Genomic DNA, 18006 nt, shown 5'->3' on the forward strand with positions numbered 1-18006 from the left:
CATGCCACAAAAAGCGGTCATGGTAGCAGAGGCGCCGGCTTTCATTCCGGGCTCAGCCCGAAGGGTTCCAGGGCTCCCCGGCCCTGGCGTACCAGGACCGGCGCCGGGCCGGTCAGGTCCACCACCGTGGTGGGCTCGGTGCCGCACTGGCCGCCGTCCAGGATCAGCTCGATACGCCCGGCCAGAGCATCCTGGATTTCCCATCCCTCGGTGAGAGGATCTTCGCTCCCGGGCAGCAGCAGGGTGCTGGTGAGCAGAGGCTCGCCCAGCTCCTCCAGCAGGGCCAGGGCCACCGGATGCTCGGGCACCCGCAGGCCTATGGTCTTGCGCTTGGGATGCATGACCCGGCGCGGCAGCTCCTTGGTGCCTTCGAGGATGAACACGTAGCTGCCCGGGGTGGCCGCCTTGAGCAGCCGGTACTGGGCATTGTCCACCCGGGCATACTTGGCGATCTCGGACAGGTCCCGGCACATCAGGGTCAGGTGATGGCGCTCATCCATCTCCCGGATGATGCGCAGCCGGTCCAGGGCTTCCTTGTCCCCCAGATGGCAGGCCAGGGCGTAGCAGGAATCGGTGGGAAAGGCGATGACCGCCCCGTCCCGGAGCAGTTCGGCGGCCCGGGCCAGATGGCGCGGCTGGGGATTGTCGGCGTGGACAGCAAGCAATTGCGGCATGGTGAGTTCTTTTTAGAGATCCAGCAGGCGCCAGACCGGTTTCAGGTCTTCCGGCAGGGGTGCCAAACGGCCCAGGTCCACATAGCTTTCCTCCGGCCCATGAAAATCGGAGCCCCGGGAAGCATGGAATTCGAACTGCCGGGCCAGGCGCGCAAAATGCAGCACATGGTCGGCGTTATGACTGCCGCACACCACCTCCAGGGCGGCTCCACCCAGGTCCTTGAAGTCCCCCAGGAAGCGGCGCATCTCGCCGCCGGACATGCGGTAACGGCCCGGATGGGCCACCACGGCCACCCCGCCCGCGGCGCGGATCCAGCCCACGGCATCGGCCAGGCTGGCCCAGCGGTGCTCCACATACCCTGGCTTGCCCGGCACCAGATAGTGCTCGAAGACGTTGCGGGGCTCCTTGAACAGGCCGATCTCCACCAGGTAGCGGGCGAAATGGGCCCGGGAGATCAGGAGGGGATTGCCCGCATAGCGCATGGCCCCCTCGAACACCCCGGGGATGCCGATGGCGGCAAAGGATTCCCCCATGCGCCGGGCCCGTTCCACCCGGCCGCCCCGCACCGAGGCCAGCCCGGCCACGAAACCCGGATGCAGGGGATCGAAGCCCAGACCCACCACGTGGATGGGGCAATCCTCCCACTCAATGGAAATTTCCACGCCATTGACCAGCACCACCCCGGCTTCCAGGGCAGCCTCCCGGGCCTCGGGCAGGCCGTCCACATCATCGTGGTCGGTCAGGGCCAGATGGCTGACCCCCAGGCTGGCAGCCCGATGCACCACCTGGGCAGGCGGCAGCAGACCGTCGGAGACAGTGGAATGGCAGTGAAAATCGAAATTGGTGGGGGAGGACACGGGGCAGGAGACACAGCAAAACGCGGATGCTAGCACATTCCCGCCAGCCCTTCCCCGGCCGGGGCGGGGCGGAGGCCCGCGAGCCGCCGTATTCGCCTCAGAGCACGCCCCCTTCGGGGTTTTCCTGTTCGGCCTTGACCCGCTCCAGGGCGGCCTCCAGGGCTTCGAGGCTGACCGGGCTGACCTGGAGCCGCCGGGCCTCGGCGCGGACGATGGCCTGGGCCTCCACCTCGCTGTCCAGATAACGGCGCAGCTTGCGCTGCAGGCTGCGACGGCGTTTCACCGTCGCCATCAGGGATGGGGCCACTTGTTGCTGCTTGCGGCGCTGGCGATGGTGGCGGTAGGCCAGCCCCAGGGCCATCAGCCCGGCAGCCGGAAGTATCAGGGTGAGCATGGCACGCCTCCATGAATGATGAAAATGCCCCCGGCGCCGGGGACGTGAAGGCCCGGATTGTACGGCCCGGAAAATGCCATGAAAATACGACGAATGACTTAATACCCCAAACAGCAGGAGGCCTCCCCCGCCGCCGCCCCACTTTTCTCCCCGGGGAATTCCAGCAACGGCGCGGCCTCTTCCCTGGACAGTTGCCAGCCTTACGCCCCCCCTTTATAGTTCGCCCGTTCCATGGGAGAGGGTCGGCTCCGGGCCGGCCGCCGAAGGCGCAACGCACCCGCAAACGCTCAGGCAAAAGGACCGTGGAACCAGCCGTGCAAACCGGCTGAAACTCTGGAGAGCTGGCGCCCGTCCCGCGGCGCCCACCGATGGGGCAAACGGCCTGTAACACCCGGGCTGCAATCTCTCAGGTATCGAGGACAGAGGGGTGAATCGCATGCCTTTGCGATGCCTGGCATCCGATTCACCCTTTTTCTCGAAACCGCGTTGGAAGACGCCTGCAAGGGGTTGATTATGCTCAAGACCACGGTTCTCAATGCTGCCCACCGGGCCCTCGGCGCCCGCATGGTGGATTTCGGCGGCTGGGACATGCCCGTCAATTACGGCTCCCAGATCGAGGAGCACCACGCCGTACGCCGCGACTGCGGCATGTTCGATGTGTCCCACATGTGCGCTGTGGATGCCGTCGGCCCCGGCGTGAAGACCTTCCTGCTGCGCCTGATCGCCAACAACGTGGGCAAGCTCAAGACCCCCGGCAAGGCCCTCTACAGCGCCATGCTGAACGAGGCCGGGGGCGTGGTGGACGACCTGATCGTCTATTACCTCTCCGACAGCCACTACCGTATCGTCATCAACGCCGGCACCGCCGACAAGGACCTGGACTGGATGGCCGCCCGCCTGGGCGAGTGGCAGCTGGACGTGACCCTGACGCCCCTGCGCATGGGTCCCAAGGCCGTGGGCATGATTGCCGTCCAGGGTCCCAAGGCCAAGGCCAAGGTCTGGGAAGTGCTGCCGGAAGCAAAAGCCGCCACCGAAAACCTGGGCCCCTTCTTCGGTGTTCAGGTAGGCCAGCTCTTCATCGCCACCACCGGTTACACCGGGGAGGACGGTTTCGAGATCACCGTGCCTGCCGGCAAGGCCGAAGCCCTCTGGAACGCCCTGCTGGAAGTGGGCGTAAAACCCTGTGGTCTGGGCGCCCGGGACACCCTGCGCCTGGAGGCCGGCATGAACCTCTACGGCCAGGACATGGATGAAACCGTCTCCCCCCTGGATGCTGGCCTGGCCTGGACCGTCGATCTCAAATCCGAGCGGGACTTCGTCGGCAAGGCCGCCCTGCTGGCCCACGGCCAGAAGTGGCAGTTCCTGGGCCTGAAGCTGCTGGACAAGGGTGTGCTGCGCGCCCACCAGAAGGTCACGACCGCCCAGGGCGAAGGCGAAATCACCAGCGGCAGCTTCTCCCCCACCCTGGAAGTGTCCGTGGCCCTGGCCCGGCTGCCCCTGGGGGTCGCCATCGGCGACACGGTGCAGGTGGACATCCGCGGCAAGCTCTTGAACGCACTGGTCACCAAACCCGTCTTTGCCCGCCACGGCAAGGGCCTTATTTAACCTCTGTTGAACCACAGGGACACCGAGAAAAAACAAGACGTGCTCTGGAGCGCCCTGGCACCATCCGGGTGAGCGCAGAAGGCCATGCAAGAAATTTTTTGAGAACCCCTCTGTGTCTTTGTGTCTCTGTGGTGGAGTTTTCAGGTTTAATTTTCCCCAGTTTTCAACATTCATCCATTAACGGAGTTTTCCATGAACATCCCCGCCGAACTCAAGTACACCGCCTCCCATGAATGGGTCCGCGTTGAAGCCGATGGCTCCATCACCGTGGGCATCACCGATCACGCCCAGGACCTGCTGGGGGACCTGGTCTTCGTGGAACTCCCCGAAGTGGGCAAGGAACTGGCTGCCGCCCAGGAAACCTGCGTGGTGGAATCGGTGAAGGCCGCCGCCGACGTCTACGCCCCGGTGGCCGGGACCGTCACCGCCATCAACGAGGCCGTGGTGGATGCCCCCGAGAGCGTGAACCAGGACGCCTACGCCGCCTGGCTGTTCAAGCTGGCCCCCGCCAATGCCGCCGACCTGGCGGGCCTCCTGGATGCGGCTGGCTACAAGGCCGCCGTCGACGCGGCCTGATGCACTACCGCTGCACCGCCCGCTCCAGCTGAGCTGAAGCCCTGCTCCGGGGCGGCCCCGCCGCCCCGGAATCTCCGCGACCTTCCTGTGCGCCCGGATTCCCCATGACCACACCTGCCCCCCGCCTCGCCGACCTGGAACAACAGGACGAATTCATTGCCCGCCACCTGGGCCCCTGCCCCGCCGAACAGGCCGCCATGCTGGCCGCCATCGGTGCCGGCAGCCTGGATGAGCTGATTGCCCAGACTGTCCCCGTCGCCATCCGCCTGCCCGCCGATTTGCCGTTGCCGGCGCCCCGCCGGGAACACCAGGCCCTGGCCGACCTGCAGGTCCTGGCAAGGAAGAACCAGCTGCAGAAAAATCTGATCGGTCTCGGTTACTACGAAACCCTGACCCCCAAGGTGATCCTCAGGAACGTCATGGAAAACCCGGGCTGGTACACCGCCTACACCCCCTACCAGGCGGAAATCGCCCAGGGCCGCCTGGAAGCGCTGCTCAATTTCCAGCAGATGGTCATCGACCTGACCGGCCTGGAGCTCGCCAACGCCTCCCTGCTGGACGAGGCCACCGCCGCCGCCGAAGCCATGGCCATGGCCCGGCGGGTGAGCAAGTCCAGCTCCATGCGCTTCTTCGTGGATCAGGCCTGTTTCCCCCAGACCGTGGACGTGCTCAAGACCCGGGCCGGCTACTTCGGGTTCGAACTGGTGTACGGCAGTGCCGCCGAAGCCGGGGCCCAGGAATGTTTCGGCGCCCTGCTCCAGTACCCGGGTGAAACCGGCCAGGTGGACGACCTGAGCGCTACCATCGCCGCCCTGAAGGCGAGCGGCGCCGTGGTGGCCGTGGCCACCGACCTGATGGCCCTGGTGCTGCTCAAGTCTCCCGGCGCCATGGGGGCCGACATCGCCCTGGGCTCCAGCCAGCGCTTCGGCATCCCCATGGGTTTCGGCGGCCCCCACGCGGCCTTCTTCGCCACCCGGGAAGCCCACGTGCGTTCCATGCCCGGCCGCATCATCGGCGTCTCCCGGGACGCCCGGGGCAACCGGGCCCTGCGCATGACCCTGCAGACCCGGGAACAGCACATCCGCCGGGAAAAGGCCAACTCCAACATCTGCACCTCCCAGGTCCTGCTCGCCAACATGGCCGGCATGTACGCGGTCTATCACGGACCCCAGGGCCTGAAGACCATCGCCGGGCGCATCCACCGGCTCGCCGCCATCCTCGCCCTGGGCCTGGAAGCAGCCGGAGTGCGGCAGCTCAACAGCCGCTACTTCGATACCCTGCACGTGGCCCTGGGCAGCGCCGCCGTGGCGGCCGCCCAGGAGGCCGGTTTCAACCTGCGCGACCTGGGCGACGGCACCCTGGGCATCGCCATCGGGGAGAAGACCACCGGGGCCGACGTGGCCGCCCTGCTCCAGGTCCTGACCGGCAAGCCCGCCGACCTGGCCGCCCTGGATGCCCAGGCCGCCGCCCGGGACGTGCTCGCCGGACTGCTGCGGCAGGACGCCATCCTCACCCATCCCGTGTTCAACACCCACCACACGGAACACGAGATGCTGCGCTACCTGAAGCAGCTGCAGAACCGGGACCTGGCCATGGACCACGCCATGATCTCCCTGGGTTCCTGCACCATGAAGCTCAATGCCACCAGCGAGATGATCCCCGTCACCTGGCCCGAATTCGGCGACCTGCATCCCTTCGCCCCCGTCGAGCAGGCCCGGGGTTGCCTGGAAATGATCGGCCAGCTCTCCGGCTGGCTGCAGACCATCACCGGCTTTGACGCCGTATGCATGCAGCCCAATTCCGGCGCCCAGGGGGAGTACGCCGGCCTGGTGGCCATCCGCCGCTACCACGCCAGCCGGGGCGAAGCCCGGCGCAACATCTGCCTGATTCCCAGGTCCGCCCACGGCACCAACCCGGCCACCGCCCAGATGGCCGGCATGCAGGTGGTGGTGGTGGAGTGTGACGAAAACGGCAACGTGGACGTGGCCGACCTGAAGGCCAAGGCCGAACAGCACAGCGCCAACCTGGGCTGCCTGATGCTCACCTACCCCTCCACCCACGGGGTGTTCGAAGAAGCGGTGCGGGAAATCTGCGCCATCGTGCACGCCCACGGGGGTCAGGTGTACATGGACGGGGCCAATCTGAATGCCCAGGTAGGCCTCACCGCCCCCGGCTACATCGGCGCCGACGTCTCCCACATGAACCTGCACAAGACCTTCGCCATCCCCCACGGGGGCGGCGGACCGGGCATGGGCCCCATCGGCCTGAAAGCCCATCTGGCCCCCTTCATGGCCGACCACGTGCTGCAAGCCACCGGCCCGGCTGGCCGGGTGAATGCGGGCCAGGGCGCGGTGTCCGCCGCTCCCTTCGGCTCCGCCTCCATCCTGCCCATTTCCTGGATGTACATCGCCATGCTGGGCGGCCGGGGCCTGAAGCAGGCCACCCAGACCGCGATCCTCAACGCCAACTACGTGGCCAGCCGGCTCCAGGCCCACTATCCGGTGCTCTACGTGGGCAGCCAGGGGCGGGTGGCCCACGAGTGCATCCTGGACATCCGCCCGGTCAAGGCCGCCACCGGCATCACCGAGACGGACATCGCCAAGCGTCTGATGGACTACGGCTTCCACGCCCCCACGGTGAGCTTCCCGGTAGCCGGCACCATCATGGTGGAGCCCACGGAATCCGAATCCAAGGCCGAACTGGACCGTTTCATCGAGGCCCTGATCAGCATCCGCAACGAAATCCGCAAGATCGAGGCGGGGGAATGGCCGGCGGACAACAATCCCCTGAAGCATGCCCCCCACACCCAGAAGGACGTGGTGGACGCCGGGTGGAGCCGTCCCTACAGCCGGGAAGAAGCCTGCTTCCCCCTGCCCTGGGTGGCGGAAAACAAGTTCTGGCCCAGCGTGAACCGCATCGACGACGTGTACGGGGACCGAAACCTCTGCTGCGCCTGCCCGCCGCCGGAGGCTTACCGCTGAATTTGCCACTGAATCTGCCACTGAATCTGCCGCCGGCCTTGATCCTGAGCTTGATCCTGATTAAGGCCGGCGCCCCGCCCGCGGGGGAAAATCAGCCCTTTTTCAGCCCCCACTCCCCATGAGTCTGCGCCAAGTCCACATGCCCAAATTCCCTGAGTGCTGGCAAAGCTGCGGCAGCTGCGCCCAGGGGGATGTGTTCATCCTCGAAGTGCTGGTCCAGCCTGGGGACCGGGTGGAGCGGGACGACAACATCCTCACCCTGGAAACCGGCAAGGTGGCCCTGGACATTCCCTCTCCCTGGGCCGGCATCGTCCAGGAGGTGTGGATCACCGCCGGAGACCACGTCCAGGAAGGGGCGCCCCTGATCAGCCTGCAGGAAGATTGAGCCCCCCGGCACCAGAACGGTGCATCGCCCGTCCCCGGGCACCATCAGCAGGCCCCGCCGGCCGCCCTCCCCCCCACCATCCCGCCGCTCTTGCCCCGGGCCGCCCCCCACGGACAGGGAGCGGTTCTTGCTTCTAGCTCAGCCCTCCCAAGTCTTGGTAGCGCTCATGGCACTCTATAAAGGCATACGTGTGGATTCCACCCTGCGCCAGTTCCTGCCCCACATGCCCCTGGTGGAGGAATACCGGGAATCCCTGCAGACCCTCCAGGCGGTGTGGGACAACCTCAACCTGCTGGGGCAGATGTCCGGCACCACCACGGAGATGACCCGCACCCGGGAATCCTTCTCCAGGCTCACCAGCAGCCTGCTCAACAACCTGGCCCAGCGCACCCTGGCCCGCCGGGTTCAGGACATTTCCGGCAAGGCCCAGGTGGCCATCGACATCCTGGTGCGCAACCTGTTCGAGCGCACGGCCGATATCGGCTTCCTGGCCACCGACCAGAGCGTGCGCCGCTATGGAGCCCTGGCGGGCTGCGGCGACCAGGCCGGCCGGCACGAGATGGGCAGCCGCTTCCGGGCCTATGTGGATAAGTACTCGGTGTATTTCGACGTGATCCTGCTCTCCCCCGCTGGCCAGGTGCTGGCCCGCCTGGACGAGGAGCGCAGCGTCGCCCACAGCCATGCATCCCTGATCCGCCAGGCCCTGGAGACCAAGGCCGCCTACGTGGAAAGCTATGCCCCCGTAGATCTGTTCCCGGGCGGGGAACCGGTGCTGATCTACGCCTACCGGGTGGATGACGGCCTGGGTAAGCCCCTGGGGGTGCTCTGCCTGTGCTTCGACTTCGCCGACGAGGTGGCGCGCATCTTCAACGATCTCGCCCGCCCCGGGGACTGGAGCGTCATCACCCTGCTGGACGAGCGCCATCAGGTGATCGCCAGCAGCGACCCCTATCTGGTGCCCGTGGGCGCCCGCTTTCCCGAATCAGCCGGGGACGGGCACATCCTGCGCTTTGCCGGGCGCAGCTACCTGGCCACCCGGCGCAACACCCAGGGCTACCAGGGTTACCTGGGACCAGGCTGGAGCGCCCTGGTGCTGCTGCCCCTGGAACACGCCTTCACCCAGGACGAGGATCAGCTGGAGCAGCTCGACCTGCCCGGCGAACTGTTTGCCGCCGTGCTCCGGCACGGCACCATCTTTCCCCCCGAGCTCCAGGACATTCCCCTGCAGGCCGAGGCCATCCAGCAGGAGCTGGAGCGCTCGGTCTGGAACGGCAACGTGCGCCAGAGCCAGTCCCGCAACCAGGCCCTGAACCCGGCTTTCTCCAAGATCCTGCTGTGGGAAATCAGCCGTACCGGGATGCGCATGAAGGATGTGTTCTCCCGCTCCATCGGCAACCTCCAGTCCACGGTGGTGGCCTCCCTGCTGGAGGACTGCCGTTTCCTGGCCTCCCTGGCCATAGACATCATGGACCGCAACCTCTACGAGCGGGCCAATGACTGCCGCTGGTGGGCCCTGGACCCGGCCCTGTGCCGGCTGCTGGAAGATCCCCTGACCTCCCAGCGGCAGCAGGCCATGACCACCCGGCTGGCAGGCATCAACGCGCTGTACACGGTGTACGACAAGCTGGTGCTGTTCAATGCTGAGCAGCGCATCGTGGCCACCTCCCGCCCGGATGCGGGCAGTCTCGTGGATCAGGTGATCGACGCCCCCTGGGCCGGCGCCACCCTGCAGCTGACCCGGCCCGAGCACTACACGGTCTCCGACTTCGTCCCCTCCGGCCTGTACGGCGGCCGGCCCAGCTACATCTACGCCGCCGCCCTGTTCGGCAGCCAGGGGCAGACCCTGGGGGGCATAGGCATCGTCTTCGACAGCGCCCCCCAGTTCGCCGCCATGCTTCGGGACGCCCTGCCCCAGGACATGCCCGGGGCCTTCGGCCTGTTCGTGGACCAGGAGGGCCGGGTGATCGCCAGTTCCAGCCCCGACTACCGCCCCGGCCAGGTGCTGGAACTACCTCCAGGCCTCCTGGCCGCCGCCCAGCGCAACGGCGGCGAATCGCGCCTGGCCCTGCTGGGGGGCCAGGTGGTGGCCCTGGGGGCGCGCCGCTCCACCGGCTACCGGGAATACAAGGGGGAACACGACCCCTACCGCAACGAGCTCACCGCCCTGATCTGCGTACCCCTGGGCCCCTGTGCCGAGACCGGGGAAACGGTGCCGGAACCCGTGGCCCGGGCCCAGGAGGGATCGGCTTTCGCCGCCGGCAGCACCCCGGGGGAGCGGGCCGAGATCGCCACCTTCCACGTGGGCGGCCACTGGCTGGGACTGCCGGTGCAGGTGGTGCAGGAGGCCGTGGAGCTGCAGGGCTACACCCGCCTGCCCGGCGCTCCGGCCCAGGTGTTCGGCTCCATGCTGCACCGCAACGAGGCGATTCCCCTCTACAACCTCCACGCCGCCCTGGGCCTGCCGGAGCAGGGGCGCCCGGAGGAACTGCAGGTGGTGGTGATCGACAGCGGCGCCGGGCGGCCCTTCGGCATCCTGGTGGACCGCCTGGGGGAGATTCCGGAAGTCCCTGTGGATCACATCGCCCCGGTGAGCAACATCTTCGTGGGTGCCACCCCGGTACTCGCCTCCCTGGTCAAACCTACGGACCCGGAACACAAAGGCGCCATGCTCACCCTGCTGTCGGTGGAACACATGCACGCCATCCTCAGGGACCTCTGAGACGAAGATCCGCCCCGGGGCCCTCCCGAATTTTGGCAGGGCCACCCGGGACTGCTAAGCTGCCAGCTTTTGCGGGAGCCCTGTCATGTTCGGCATCACCGACTACGGCGCCTTCCTGGTCGCTATCCTGCTCTTCCTGTTCCTGCCCGGCCCCGGCAACCTGGCCCTGCTTAGCGCCACCGGCAAGGGCGGCATCCGGGGCGGACTGGGTGCCGCCCTGGGGCTGCTGGCCGGGGACCAGATCCTGATCTGGCTGGCGGTGGCCGGCGTGGCCGCCCTGCTGGCCGCCCACCCCACCCTGTTTCACGGCATGCGCTGGCTGGGGGCCGCCTACCTGGCCTGGCTCGGCCTGCGCCTGATCCTGGCCCGGCCGGGCAGTGCCCCGGTCCTGCAGATGCGGCCCCGCCACTATTTCCGCCAGGCTCTGGTGATCACCCTGCTCAACCCCAAAGCCATCATCTTCTACATGGCCTTCTTTCCCCTGTTCATCGACCCGGCCCGGCACCAGGGCGGACTCACCTTCGTGGCCATGGCCCTGAGCGTGGCCCTGCTCACCCTGATCTACTGCCTGGTGATGATCCTCCTGGTGCACCATCTGGCGGCACGGCTGCGCGCCTCCCCCCGCCTGGGCCAGATCCTGGAAAAGGCCACTGGCCTGCTGCTGGTGGGCTTCAGCCTGCGCCTGGCCCAGAACGGCTGAGCCGGCGCAGGGGCTCGAGCAGATGCCCCAGGCCGTTGTGATCCAGCTCGTGCATCAGGGCCAGGAGCCGCCCCAGCTCACCCGGGGGAAAACCTTCCCGGGCAAACCAGTTCAGGTAGTGGCCGGGCAGGTCCGCCAGCAACCGTCCCTTGTACTTGCCGTAGGGCATGGCCAGGGTGACCAGTTTTTCCAGGCTGGCTGCATCCATCAGCGGATGAACTCCTGCAGCACCTGGCGGAAGTCCGCCGTGTTGGCCCGCTGCAGCCACTCGAAGGCCACCATCTCCCGGGAGACGATGTCGGCCCCGTGCTGACGCATGCGCTCCAGGGCCAGCGCTTTGTCCCGCTCCCGGCGGGAGCCCACCCCCTCGTCCACCACAAATACCCGACGCCCGGCCGCCAGCAGGTCCAGGACCGTCTGCTGCACGCAGACATGGGTCTCGGTGCCGGTGACGATCCACTGGTGCCGGTCCCCGCCGGGAGCCTTGAGCAGATGCCCTTCCCCCAGGGCGGAGAAATGTTCCTTGCTGACGAACTGGCGGGCATCGAGCCGTTCCCGCAGGGCCGGCACGGAAGCGCCCAGGCCCTGGGGATACTGCTCCGTAGCCAGGACCGGAACCCCCAGGCGGCGGGCCACGCCGGCCAGCCAGAGGATATGCTGCACCACCTCCTCGCCCTGGTGGATGGCGGGCAGCAGACGTTCCTGGATGTCGATCACCAGCAGGACGGACTGGTCGGCACACATGCGCATGGGGAACTCCCGAAAACTGGAAAGCCCAAGGATATCAGTGGAAGTCGCGGCTGCGGGTGGCCACGGCCCCCAACCAGGGACTCAGATCCACCAGGCGCCGGGCCAGCAGATGCACGACCTCCCCCTGCCGCTGGAGCTGGCCGAACACCCCCAGCAGACGGCTCACCAGCACCTCCCGGCGGTAGCGTTCCACCAGGCTGCCCGGCAGCACCACATTGACCACGCCCGTCTCGTCTTCCAGGGTGATGAACACCACGCCGCTGGCCGTTCCCGGCCGCTGCCGGTGGGTGACGATGCCGGCGCCCCGGACCAGGGCCCGGTCCCCCAGCGCCATGATCTGGGCGGCACTGAGGAAACGCCGCCCGGCCAGACGGGAGCGCAGCAGGGCCAGGGGATGCCGGCGCAGGCTGAAGCCCAGGCTGCGGTAGTCGGCGGCGATCTCCCCGCCCTCGCCTGCCGCCGGCAGCTGCACCGGCTCGGCGGACTCCAGACCGGCGAACAGGTCCCCCTGCCCCCGGGGCCGGGCCGCCGCCCAGGCCGCCTGACGCCGATGGCCGGCCAGGGTGCCCAAGGCATCCCCGGCAGCCAGGCGATCCAGCTCGCTGCGCTCCAGCCGGGCCCGCTGCGCCAGATCGGCCAGGTGGGCAAAGGGCCCCTGGGCCCGGGCGGCGACGATGCGGGCCCCGGCCTGGGCCGACAGCCCCGCCACCAGGCCCAGGCCCAGGCGCACCCGCCCCGGCGCCAGGGGCAGGCTGTCCCAGTCGCTGGCGGTCACGTCGGGGGGCAGCAGCTCCACCCCGTGACGGCGGGCGTCCTGAAGCAGCTGGGCCGGGCCATAGAAGCCCATGGGCTGGCTGTTGAGCAGGGCGCAGAGGAACAGGTCCGGGTGATGGCACTTGAACCAGGCCGAGGCATAGACCAGCAGGGCGAAGCTGGCCGCGTGGGATTCGGGAAAGCCGTAATCGCCGAAGCCCTCGATCTGGCGGAACAGCCGCTGGGCGAAGACCGGGTCGTAGCCCCGTGCCGCCATGCCCTGGAGCAGTTTTTCCCGGAACCCCTCCACCGCCCCCTGGCGGCGCCAGGCGCCCATGGCCCGGCGCAGCTGGTCGGCCTCTCCCGGGGTGAAGCCGGCGGCGACGATGGCCAGCTGCATGGCCTGCTCCTGGAAGATGGGTACGCCGCAGGTGCGTTCCAGTACCGCCCGGATTTCCGGCCCCATGGGGTCGATGGGCGCCTGCCCATGCCGGCGCTTCAGGTAGGGATGCACCATGTCTCCCTGGATCGGCCCGGGACGGACGATGGCCACCTGCACCACCAGGTCGTAGAAGGCCCGGGGCCGCAGCCGGGGCAGCATGGCCATCTGGGCCCGGGATTCCACCTGGAACACCCCCATGGTGTCCGCCCGGCAGAGCATGTCGTAGACCCTTGGGTCCTCGGCCGGCAGGTCTGCCAGTTGCCCCCGGGCCGGACGCCCCTGACGCCGGGCCAGGAGGTCGAGCATGCGGCGCAGGGCCGACAGCATGCCCAGGGCCAGCACATCCACCTTCATCAGCCCCAGGGCGTCCAGGTCGTCCTTGTCCCACTGGATGACGCTGCGCTCGGCCATGGCGGCGTTCTCGATGGGCACCAGCCGCGACAGGTGCCCCCGGGCGATCACGAAGCCGCCCACGTGCTGGGACAGGTGCCGGGGAAAGCCCTTCAGTTCCCGGGCCAGGTGCAGCCACTGGCGCACCCTGGGGGCCTCCGGGTCCAGGCCCGCCTCGCGGAAGCGCTCCGGCAGGGCCTCGCCCCGGTCCCACCAGGCCAGGTGCCGGGCCAGGGCGTCGATCTGGGCCCGGCCAAAGCCCAGGGCCCGCCCCACGTCACGCAAGGCCCCCCGGGTGCGGTAGGTGATCAGGGCTGCCGCCAGGGCGGCCCGGTCCCGGCCATACTTGCCGTACAGGTACTGGATCACCTCTTCCCGCCGCTCATGCTCGAAATCCACGTCGATGTCGGGAGGCTCCCCCCGCTCCCGGGAGATGAAGCGCTCGAACAGCAGGCTGGAGCGGGCCGGGTCCACCTCGGTGATGCCCAGGGCGAAACAGACCGCCGAGTTGGCAGCCGAACCCCGCCCCTGGCAGAGAATGCCCCGCCCCCGGGCAAAACGGACGATGTCATACACGGTGAGGAAATAGGCGGCAAACCCCAGCTCCCCAATCAGGGCCAGCTCCCCTTCCACTTGGCCGCTGACCGCAGCCGGCACCCCTTGCGGATAGCGGGCCGCCAGCCCCCGGAGCACTTCCTGCCGCAGATAGTCCATGGGGCTCTGGCCATGGGGCACCACCTCGTCCGGGTAGTCATAGCGGATCTCGTCGAGCTGGAAGCTGCAGCGCCGGGCCACCCTCAGGGTCTCGGCCAGCAACTCTGGCGGGTAGCAGCGCCCCAGCCGCAGGCGGGAACGCAGGTGGCGCTCCCCGTTGGCAAACAGGGCATGGCCGGCTTCGGCCACCGTGGTGCCCAGGCGCAGGGCGGTGAGGACATCCTGCAGGGGGCGCCGGGCCCGCACATGCATATGCACATCGCCGCAGGCTACGGCGGGAAGGCCGCAGTCTCGGGCCAGCTGCAGCAGGGCTTCCAGGCGCCCGGCGTCGTCCGCCCCGCCATGCAGTTCCAGCGCCAGCCAGGCCCGTCCGGGAAAGCGCTGGGCCAGCCAGCGCCCGGCTCCCCGGCCCGCCTCTCCGGCCAGCTCTTCCGGCGCCGGACACCACAGGGCCAGGCAGTCGGGCAGGCCGCCCCGGGGGGAGAGGCCCTCCAGATCGCCCCGGCTCAGGTGGTATTCCCCCTTGGCGGAGCGCCGCCGGGCCAGGGTGATGAGGCTGGAGAGATTGCCGTAACCGGCCAGATTGCAGGCCAGGAACACCAGCTTCATGCCGCAGGCCAGGCGGATTTCGCTGCCGATGATCAGCTGCAGCGCGGTTCCCCGGGCCGCCCGCCAGGCCCGCACCACCCCGGCTAGGGAGCATTCGTCGGTCAGGGCCAGGGCCCGGTAACCCTGGCTCAGGGCCTGCTGCACCAGCTCCTCCGGGTGGGAGGCGCCGCGCAGGAAGGTGAAGTTGGAGAGGCAGTGCAGCTCCGCGTATTCAGGCAAAGAGGCCATGCAGGAACCATCCTTTCCGATCCCGGAACACCCAGGCCCGCTCACCACTCGCACAACCGGCCACGAAATAGTCCCGGCGCAGGTCCCCCTGGCCCTCCACGTCCCACCAGCCGCTTTCGATGCGTTCCGGCGGACTGAGCAGCTGCAGGTATTTCCGCCCCAGGGGCCCCTGCCGGCTCAGGAGTCCCCGACGGGTTTCCTCCAGGGCCAGGGGCTCGGGCAGCAGCCAGGAAGGCCGCAGAGGCTGGGGCAGGACCGTCGCCTCCGGCCCGGCCGGCAAACGCTCCTCCTGCCAGCAGCTGGCCAGCTCCGCCAGGGAGCTGGGACGCCAGGCCAGTTCCGGCCGGTGGTCGGCCCGCAGGGCAAGACCATGAACCCGGCCCTCCCCCAACTGCACCGCCAGCCGCTCCAGGCAGGCCAGGGCCCCTTCTCCCCGGGCACTGCCGAACAGCTTGCGGCTCTCCCTGGCCTCGCTCCACGCTTCCAGTTCCAGGGTCATGGCCTGGACCGGGGCGTCCAGATTCACCCGAGCCAGCTTCTCCTCCAGCAGGCGCAGGAGCCGGGAGAGATCCCGCCCCGGCTCGGTGAAGGCCAGTTCGACCCGGGTCATGCCGGCCTCGCCCTGCTCCAGCAGGAAAGCGGCTCGCCGCAGCAATCCGCCCCGGGATTCCAGCCAGCCCAGCAAGGCGGCCCCCAGGCGACGTGCGGGAAACAGCAGGGCGGTACTGGCCTCCACCTTCCAGGGCAGCTCCAGGCGCTGCCGGAAATGCTCGGGGAAGACGTGCCAGGCCGGCTGGTCCGGCAGCTCACCCCAGGCCTGGCAGAGTTCCTCCACCGGCTGGGGGCCCAGGCGCTCCCGCAAGCTGCCCAGGGGCAGGGCCCGCAGCGCCCCGAGGCTCTCCAGACCGAAGGATTGCAGGCGCTCCCGTACCGTGGCCGGCCATTCCGGCAGGGAGGTGGGCAGTAGAGCCAGTGCAGCCCCCAGGGTTTCCAGGTCGGCGCAGATGCGCGCCCCGCCATGACAAGCCAGCCACCAAGCCCCCAGGGGAGTGGGCGCCACCGCCAGCTGCCAGCTGTGCCCCAGCTCCGCCAACCGCCGTTGCAGCAATTCGAGCAGCGCCCCGAGGCCGCCGAACAGGCGCAGGCAGCCACCGATCTCCAGCAGCAGTCCCTGGGATGGCCGCAGGGCCACCAGGGGCGTCCAGTTGCCCGCCCACAGGGCAAGACGTTCCAGAGCCAGGGTCTCCTGCTCCGGCCGACGCTCCAGAACCTGCAACTGGGGCAGGCACCCCAGGGCACTGGCCAGGCGCATGCCTCCATGGATTCCCGCCTCCTGCCCCGCCGGGTCAGCCATGAGGATGCGCCCCCGGGCCACCAAGGCACTAGGCGACAGGGGACAGGACAGGGACTCCAGGGGCAGCAGGGGAAAATACAGGGCGAGATACAGCATGGCATGCCCTTCCCGGGCGAGGTAAGACGAGATGCAGGGGATCGTTCAGGGGAGCCCCCCGGCGCTTGAGGACGCGCAGGCAAAGACCGCCAGCGGGAGCCGCCAGGGGACTGAGCTGCAGGCGCAAGGGCGCCGGGGAGGAAAGGTGGGCGTGACTGGCCGGACGCATCAGGATGACCAGTGCATCCTCACTCTCCAGGGCCACCTGCAATCGGCGCAGGGCTGCGGCCGGCGGCGGAGCGGTGAGCCAGACCATGAGCAGGGAAAAACCGCCGCTGCGCAACAACTGTTCCCCCAAGGCCAGAGGGCGCTCGGGCCGCTCCAGGATCACCAGCCGCTCAAGCCGCAGCCCGGCCTGAGCCAGCGCCGGACCATAGGGCAGCCAGGGCGGCGCCACCAGGGCCACCGGCAGATCCTTGGCGCACAAATCCCTCAGCAGGGGCATGAGCAGGGAGAATTCCCCAAAGCCACAACCTTCGAGCAAAAGCTCGGTGAGTGCCCCCCGAGGCCATCCCCCCCCGGGCAGACAGGCATCGAGTTCGGCAAAGCCGCTAGGCAGTCCGGGGCGGGCGGCGACGGCCAGATCCAGGCCCCGCCACACCTGCCCCTTGGCCAGCAATTCCGCCAACCCCATGGCGGCCGGCCCCATGGAAGATCACCAGCCGCTGGTCAGCCCACCCCGGATCAGGCCGACCGCCACCCCTTCGATGGCAAAATCGTCACGCCCGGGATGTACCACGATGGGGCTGAAATCAGGATTCTCGGCGAGCAGTTCCACGCTGCCCCGCTGGCGCTTGAGGCGCTTCACCGTCACCTCCTCTGCCAAGCGGGCCACCACGATCTGCCCGTCCCGGGCATCGCTGGTCTTATGCACCGCCAGCAGATCGCCGTCGAAAATGCCCGCATTGATCATGGACAGCCCCCGCACCCGCAGCAGGTAATCGGCCTTGGGCGAAAAAAGGCTGGCATCCAGGGCATACCTGGCCTGGACATTCTCCACCGCCAGGATGGGGGAACCGGCCGCCACTGAGCCGATCAGCGGCAGCCCCAGTTGCTCCACCAGACGGATGCCCCGCGCCGAGCCCTGCTCCAGGATGATGACCCCCTTGCGGGCCAGCGCCTTGAGATGGTCCTCGGCCGCGTTGGGAGAAGCAAAACCAAAGGCATGGCAGATTTCCGCACGAGTCGGCGGCGCCCCCAGCACCTCCACCGTGCTGCGGATGAAGTCCATGATTTCCTGCTGTCGCGGGGTGAGCTTGACCATTTCCTGCCTCCGGATACTGTTTATATTTACAGTAATCTACCAGAATTCCCGGAAGCTATCCAGCGTTCAAGCGCCAGGAGGCGGATCCGCGATGAAGAGCCCGGAGGGGCCCGACTTGTGAAGAGGAGGTAGGTTTTTTTGTATTACAAATGTAAACACCCCGCTAGGATGGTATCTAGCGGGGTGTTTGAATGGGTGCTTGGCGGTGACCTACTTTCGCGAGCGGAAGCTCACTATCATTGGCGCGGTCCTGTTTCACGGTCCTGTTCGGGATGGGAAGGGGTGGTACCGGGACGCTATGGCCGCCAAGCGTAACTTGTATGTTCAGGGGTTAGCTGAACGCAAAATGGGGTAGAAGGTTTGTAGAGGTGATTGCTACAGTTGTTTCATTGAATCGTGTTGATTCAAGGTTATAGGATCAAGCCGCACGGGCAATTAGTACTGGTTAGCTTAACGCATTACTGCGCTTCCACACCCAGCCTATCAACGTCGTGGTCTTCGACGACCCTACAGG

The 18006-nt window shown here is 68.0% G+C and carries 15 protein-coding genes, 2 rRNA genes and 2 riboswitches; of the genes, 6 read left to right on the top strand and 11 right to left on the bottom strand.

Annotation, left to right across the window (positions count from 1 at the left end):
• Positions 1–41 precede the first annotated feature (41 nt).
• The 3 genes from G474_RS0116265 to G474_RS0116275 all read right to left on the bottom strand — a co-directional run bounded on the left by G474_RS0116265 (position 42) and on the right by G474_RS0116275 (position 1926).
• Positions 42–674, bottom strand: a complete 633-nt coding sequence (locus tag G474_RS0116265) for an L-threonylcarbamoyladenylate synthase (RefSeq protein ID WP_026687891.1) — start codon at positions 672–674, stop codon at positions 42–44.
• 12 nt (positions 675–686) lie between these two features.
• Positions 687–1532, bottom strand: a complete 846-nt coding sequence (locus G474_RS0116270; RefSeq protein WP_026687892.1) for a 3',5'-nucleoside bisphosphate phosphatase — start codon at positions 1530–1532, stop codon at positions 687–689.
• Between the two features lie 97 nt (positions 1533–1629).
• Positions 1630–1926, bottom strand: coding sequence for a hypothetical protein (locus G474_RS0116275; RefSeq protein WP_026687893.1), 297 nt, complete (start codon positions 1924–1926; stop codon positions 1630–1632).
• A gap of 222 nt (positions 1927–2148) precedes the next feature.
• Positions 2149–2239, top strand: a riboswitch (glycine riboswitch).
• A gap of 10 nt (positions 2240–2249) precedes the next feature.
• A riboswitch (glycine riboswitch) is annotated at positions 2250–2359 on the top strand.
• Between the two features lie 80 nt (positions 2360–2439).
• On the opposite strand from G474_RS0116275, the gene gcvT reads away from it, so the two are divergent.
• The 6 genes from gcvT (at position 2440) to leuE (ending at position 10892) form a co-directional block, all read left to right on the top strand.
• Positions 2440–3531, top strand: coding sequence for a glycine cleavage system aminomethyltransferase GcvT (gcvT, locus tag G474_RS0116280; RefSeq protein WP_026687894.1), 1092 nt, complete (start codon positions 2440–2442; stop codon positions 3529–3531).
• 192 nt (positions 3532–3723) lie between these two features.
• The gene (gene gcvH / locus G474_RS0116285) at positions 3724–4107 is read left to right on the top strand and encodes a glycine cleavage system protein GcvH (RefSeq protein WP_043464906.1); all 384 of its coding nucleotides are present in this window, start codon (positions 3724–3726) and stop codon (positions 4105–4107) included.
• Positions 4108–4211: 104 nt separating this feature from the next.
• Entirely contained in the window at positions 4212–7088 is a 2877-nt protein-coding gene (gene gcvP / locus G474_RS0116290; RefSeq protein ID WP_026687896.1) for an aminomethyl-transferring glycine dehydrogenase, read from the top strand.
• A 139-nt stretch (positions 7089–7227) separates the two neighbouring features.
• On the top strand, positions 7228–7473 hold the full coding sequence (locus G474_RS0116295) for a biotin/lipoyl-containing protein (RefSeq protein WP_245589387.1): 246 nt from the start codon (positions 7228–7230) through the stop codon (positions 7471–7473).
• A 166-nt stretch (positions 7474–7639) separates the two neighbouring features.
• A complete protein-coding gene (locus G474_RS21280; RefSeq protein ID WP_051282371.1) occupies positions 7640–10192 on the top strand; it encodes a chemotaxis protein CheW in 2553 nt (850 codons plus the stop codon).
• An 85-nt stretch (positions 10193–10277) separates the two neighbouring features.
• Positions 10278–10892: a leucine efflux protein LeuE gene (gene leuE, locus G474_RS0116305; RefSeq protein ID WP_026687898.1), complete on the top strand. Its 615-nt coding sequence runs from the start codon at positions 10278–10280 to the stop codon at positions 10890–10892.
• Here the strand turns inward: leuE and G474_RS0116310 are convergent.
• The 8 genes from G474_RS0116310 to G474_RS0116345 form a co-directional block, all read right to left on the bottom strand.
• Entirely contained in the window at positions 10864–11100 is a 237-nt protein-coding gene (locus G474_RS0116310) for a DUF3820 family protein (protein WP_043464910.1), read from the bottom strand. The two genes, leuE and G474_RS0116310, sit on opposite strands and share 29 nt — an antisense overlap.
• The gene (locus tag G474_RS0116315; RefSeq protein WP_026687900.1) at positions 11100–11642 is read right to left on the bottom strand and encodes a hydrolase; all 543 of its coding nucleotides are present in this window, start codon (positions 11640–11642) and stop codon (positions 11100–11102) included. The genes G474_RS0116310 and G474_RS0116315 overlap by 1 nt, the downstream gene beginning before the upstream one ends.
• A gap of 34 nt (positions 11643–11676) precedes the next feature.
• Complete coding sequence (locus G474_RS0116320; RefSeq protein ID WP_026687901.1) at positions 11677–14778, bottom strand: error-prone DNA polymerase; 3102 nt, start codon at positions 14776–14778, stop codon at positions 11677–11679.
• Positions 14762–16228, bottom strand: coding sequence for a Y-family DNA polymerase (locus G474_RS0116325; protein WP_026687902.1), 1467 nt, complete (start codon positions 16226–16228; stop codon positions 14762–14764). The genes G474_RS0116320 and G474_RS0116325 overlap by 17 nt, the downstream gene beginning before the upstream one ends.
• On the bottom strand, positions 16161–16877 hold the full coding sequence (imuA, locus tag G474_RS21285; protein ID WP_051282372.1) for a translesion DNA synthesis-associated protein ImuA: 717 nt from the start codon (positions 16875–16877) through the stop codon (positions 16161–16163). The genes G474_RS0116325 and imuA overlap by 68 nt, the downstream gene beginning before the upstream one ends.
• A 6-nt stretch (positions 16878–16883) precedes the next feature.
• Positions 16884–17492: a transcriptional repressor LexA gene (gene lexA, locus G474_RS0116335; RefSeq protein WP_026687903.1), complete on the bottom strand. Its 609-nt coding sequence runs from the start codon at positions 17490–17492 to the stop codon at positions 16884–16886.
• 197 nt (positions 17493–17689) lie between these two features.
• Positions 17690–17802 (bottom strand): 5S ribosomal RNA (gene rrf / locus G474_RS0116340).
• A gap of 104 nt (positions 17803–17906) precedes the next feature.
• Positions 17907–18006, bottom strand: a 23S ribosomal RNA gene (locus G474_RS0116345); the annotation flags it as partial.

It is taken from the genome of Azovibrio restrictus DSM 23866, from assembly GCF_000429665.1.
GTDB classification, from domain to species: Bacteria; Pseudomonadota; Gammaproteobacteria; order Burkholderiales; family Rhodocyclaceae; genus Azovibrio; species Azovibrio restrictus.

What these genes read in the sequence shown, in the direction of transcription:
- lexA (WP_026687903.1), bottom strand. Translation starts at nt 17,492, where the DNA reads ATGGTCAAGCTCACCCCGCGACAGCAGGAAATCATGGACTTCATCCGC.
- G474_RS0116325 (WP_026687902.1), bottom strand. Translation starts at nt 16,228, where the DNA reads ATGCTGTATCTCGCCCTGTATTTTCCCCTGCTGCCCCTGGAGTCCCTG.
- leuE (WP_026687898.1), top strand. Translation starts at nt 10,278, where the DNA reads ATGTTCGGCATCACCGACTACGGCGCCTTCCTGGTCGCTATCCTGCTC.
- G474_RS0116315 (WP_026687900.1), bottom strand. Translation starts at nt 11,642, where the DNA reads ATGCGCATGTGTGCCGACCAGTCCGTCCTGCTGGTGATCGACATCCAG.
- G474_RS0116320 (WP_026687901.1), bottom strand. Translation starts at nt 14,778, where the DNA reads ATGGCCTCTTTGCCTGAATACGCGGAGCTGCACTGCCTCTCCAACTTC.
- gcvT (WP_026687894.1), top strand. Translation starts at nt 2,440, where the DNA reads ATGCTCAAGACCACGGTTCTCAATGCTGCCCACCGGGCCCTCGGCGCC.
- gcvP (WP_026687896.1), top strand. Translation starts at nt 4,212, where the DNA reads ATGACCACACCTGCCCCCCGCCTCGCCGACCTGGAACAACAGGACGAA.
- G474_RS0116295 (WP_245589387.1), top strand. Translation starts at nt 7,228, where the DNA reads ATGCCCAAATTCCCTGAGTGCTGGCAAAGCTGCGGCAGCTGCGCCCAG.
- G474_RS0116275 (WP_026687893.1), bottom strand. Translation starts at nt 1,926, where the DNA reads ATGCTCACCCTGATACTTCCGGCTGCCGGGCTGATGGCCCTGGGGCTG.
- G474_RS0116310 (WP_043464910.1), bottom strand. Translation starts at nt 11,100, where the DNA reads ATGGATGCAGCCAGCCTGGAAAAACTGGTCACCCTGGCCATGCCCTAC.
- gcvH (WP_043464906.1), top strand. Translation starts at nt 3,724, where the DNA reads ATGAACATCCCCGCCGAACTCAAGTACACCGCCTCCCATGAATGGGTC.
- G474_RS21280 (WP_051282371.1), top strand. Translation starts at nt 7,640, where the DNA reads ATGGCACTCTATAAAGGCATACGTGTGGATTCCACCCTGCGCCAGTTC.
- imuA (WP_051282372.1), bottom strand. Translation starts at nt 16,877, where the DNA reads ATGGGGCCGGCCGCCATGGGGTTGGCGGAATTGCTGGCCAAGGGGCAG.
- G474_RS0116265 (WP_026687891.1), bottom strand. Translation starts at nt 674, where the DNA reads ATGCCGCAATTGCTTGCTGTCCACGCCGACAATCCCCAGCCGCGCCAT.